Here is a 3184-nt window from a genome sequence, read left to right as displayed (position 1 = left end):
CGCCCTCGGCCTCAGCGAGTCCCCCGTGCGGGAGGAGCCCCGTGTCCACCTCGGCCTCTTCGCCGGGGACGCCCGGGTGCGGGCGGTAGCGGTCCGCGGTCAGGCCCGGGCGGTGCAGGTATCCGCGGGTCAGCCCGGTGCCGGCCAGGCAGAGTTCGCCCGGGACGCCGACCGGGGCCGGCTCCAGCGCCGGGGTCAGCACCACGGCCTGCTGGTTCACCATCGGGCGGCCGTACGGGATGCTGGTCCAGGCCGGGTCGACCTCGCCCACCGGGTACGTGATCGAGTGGATGGACGCCTCGGTGGCGCCGCCGAGGGCGATGAACGCCAGCCCCGGGGCCAGCCGGCGGAACCGCTCGGGCAGCGGGACGGGGATCCAGTCGCCGCCGAAGAAGGAGACCCGGAGCCTCGGCAGCCGGACGTTGCGCTCCTCGCCGGCCCGCACGAAGGCGTCGGCCAGCGCGGGCGCCGAGTTCCACACCGTCACCCGGTGGCGGCGCACCAGGTCCACCCAGTGCTGCGGGTCGCGGGCCCGGTCCGGATGCGGCATGACCACCGCGCCGCCGGCCGCCAGGATGCCGAGCGTCTCGTAGACGAACATGTCGAAGCTGGGGGAGGAGAGGCCCAGCACCCGGTCGTCGGGCCCGACGCCGTAGGTGTCGTTGAGGTCCAGCACGTTGTTGACGGCGCCGCGGTGCGGGACGGCGATGCCCTTGGGCTCGCCGGTGGAGCCCGAGGTGTAGATGACGTACGCCAGGTTGTCGGGCCGGGCCGCGACGGGGCGGCGCCCGGTGGCGGGCCACTGCTCGGCGTCCTCCACCTCCAGCAGGGTGGCCCCCGCGGCCGGCAGCCGGTCGGCCGTGGCGCGCTCGGTGAGCACCACCGGCGGCGCCGCGTCCCGCAGCATGAAGGCCAGGCGCTGCTCCGGGTAGGCCGGGTCCAGCGGCAGGTAGGCGCCGCCGGCCTTGAGCACACCGAGCAGGGCGGCCACCAGCGACGGCCCCTTGGCGAGGCAGACGCCCACGGTGGTGTCGGGGCCGACGCCGAGCGCGGTGAGCCGGCCGGCGATCCGTTCGGCGAGCGCGTCCAGTGCCGCGTAGCTCAGTTCGCCGCCGGCGTGCAGGACGGCGGGCGCCTCCGGGTGCAGCGCCAGCCGGGCCTCGAAGAGTTCGTGCAGGCAGTCCTCGGCCCGCGGGTAGGCGTGGGCGGTGTCGTTCCACTCCACCAGGGCGCGGTGGCGTTCCGCGCCGGTCAGCATCGGCAGGGCGGACAGCGGGGTGTCGGGGGAGGCGACGGCGGCGGCCAGCAGGGTGCGCCAGTGCCCGATCAGCCGCTCCACCGTGGCCGGGTCGAAGAGGTCGCTCGCGTACTCCGCGGTGCCGGTGAACGCGCCGTCCACCTCGCGCAGTTGGAGGTTGAGGTCGAGCTGGGCGCCGCCGCGCGGCACCTCCCGGACGGTCACCGTCAGGCCGGGCAGCTCGGGGGCGGCCAGCGGCGCGTTCTGCACCAGCAGCAGCGACTGGACGAGCGGGTTGTGGTCGAGGGCCGGCCCGGTCGACCGCTCGGGGAGCATCCGCTCGAACGGCAGCCGCTGGTGCTCGAAGGCCTCCAGGGCCGACCGGCGGACCCGGGCCAGCAGCTCGCCGAAGGTGGGGTCGCCGGCCAGCGAGGTGCGGATCGGCAGGATGTTGACGAAGCAGCCGATCAGGCCCTCGGCCTCGGCCGGGCGCACCCCGGCGCCGGTGCCGACCACGACGTCCTCGCTGCCGGTGTGCCGGGCCAGGACGGCCTGGAAGGCGGCCAGCAGGACCATGAAGGGGGTGACCCCGGCCCTGCCGCACATCGCCCTGACGGCGGCGGACAGTCCGGCCGGGAGCTCCACCGGCAGTGCGGCGCCGCGCAGCGTCTGCACCGGGGGGCGGGGGCGGTCGCAGGGCAGCTCCAGCAGTTCCGGCGCGCCGGCCAGCGTGCGGTGCCAGTACTCCTGGTCGGCCTCCTCGACGGCCGCCCGGGAGTCCTCCTCCCAGACCGCGAAGTCGCCGTACTGGATGGGGAGTTCGGGCAGGCCGGCGCCGTTCCCCGGGTAGTTCCGGGCCAGTTCGGCGAGCAGGACGCCGACCGACCACATGTCGGCCACCAGGTGGTGGACGGTGACGGCCAGCACGTGCCGCCGCGGGGCCAGCCGGTGCAGGACCGCGCGCAGCAGCGGTCCGCGGGCCAGGTCGAAGGGGCGGGCGGCGTCGGCGGCCAGGACGGCGTCCAGGTCCTCGGGCCGGGTGTCCCTGGTCTCCAGCGGGAACGGCCCGGGCTCGCCGACCAGTTGCACCAGCTCGCCGTCCACCTGGTCGAAGCAGGTGCGCAGCGACTCGTGCCGGTGGACCGACGCGGTCAGCGCGGCGGTCAGCGCGGCGAGGTCGAGCGGGCCGTCCAACTGGAGGGCGAACGGCAGGTGGTAGGCGCTGGTGCCGGGGGTCAGCCGCTCCACCAGCCAGATCCGGCGCTGCGCCGAAGTGGCGGGAAAGGCGAACTGCTGCATGGTCTGCTCTGCTCTCTGCCGGGGGGACGGCTCGGGCTCGGGGCGGGGGTCGGCGGCGGGGGCGGTACGGCGGGCGGGCTCGGCCGAGGAGTCGACGGCGGGGGCGGTCATGCGCCGGTCACCAGGTAGGCGGCGGCCTCGGCGCCCAGGCCGGTCGGTATCCGGAGGTCGGGCCGGACGGGGCCGTCCGGCCGGCGGTCGGCCGCGCGGCGGGCCCGGCCGCCCCCGGTGACGTGCAGCAGCACGCTGTCCCGGGGCCGGATCCGCCCGGCGGCCACCGCCTGCCGCAGTCCGGCCAGCGCCACCGCCGCGGCCGGTGCGATGTCGACGCCCTCGACCTCGGCGAACAGCCGCCCGGCGGCCACCGCCTCCTCGTTGCCCGCCGCCAGCAGCTCCCCGCCGCTCTCGGTGAGGATCTCGCGGACCCCGCCGGCCACCGCGTAGGGCGGCTTGCGGGTGGTCAGCTCCTGGGCGTGGGCGGAGGCGATCGCCTCCCGCACGGCCGGGCCGGAGCCGATGACCGGCTCGGCCAGGCCGTCCCGCCAGGCGCGGACCATCGGTGCGAACGCGCTGTTCTGGCACAGGGCCTGCCGGGGCAGCCCGCCCGCCGTGGCGGCGGCCGGGAAGCCGGCCGCCAGCAGCCGCCGG

Annotated in this window: 2 protein-coding genes; both read right to left on the bottom strand. The window is 76.8% G+C overall.

The features are described 5' to 3' along the window. Positions 1-2647: amino acid adenylation domain-containing protein (locus tag AB0E96_RS39985; protein WP_359831614.1), on the bottom strand; the 2647-nt coding region annotated here is incomplete at its 3' end. Beyond that, positions 2644-3184, bottom strand: a 541-nt coding sequence (locus AB0E96_RS39980; RefSeq protein ID WP_359831612.1) for a pyridoxal-phosphate dependent enzyme, incomplete at its 5' end; no start/stop codon positions are given. The genes AB0E96_RS39980 and AB0E96_RS39985, both read right to left, overlap by 4 nt.

The sequence above is a fragment of the Kitasatospora sp. NPDC036755 genome (assembly GCF_040636595.1).
Classification (GTDB): Bacteria; Actinomycetota; Actinomycetes; order Streptomycetales; family Streptomycetaceae; genus Kitasatospora.
This window is presented reverse-complemented; position numbering and strand designations above follow the sequence as displayed.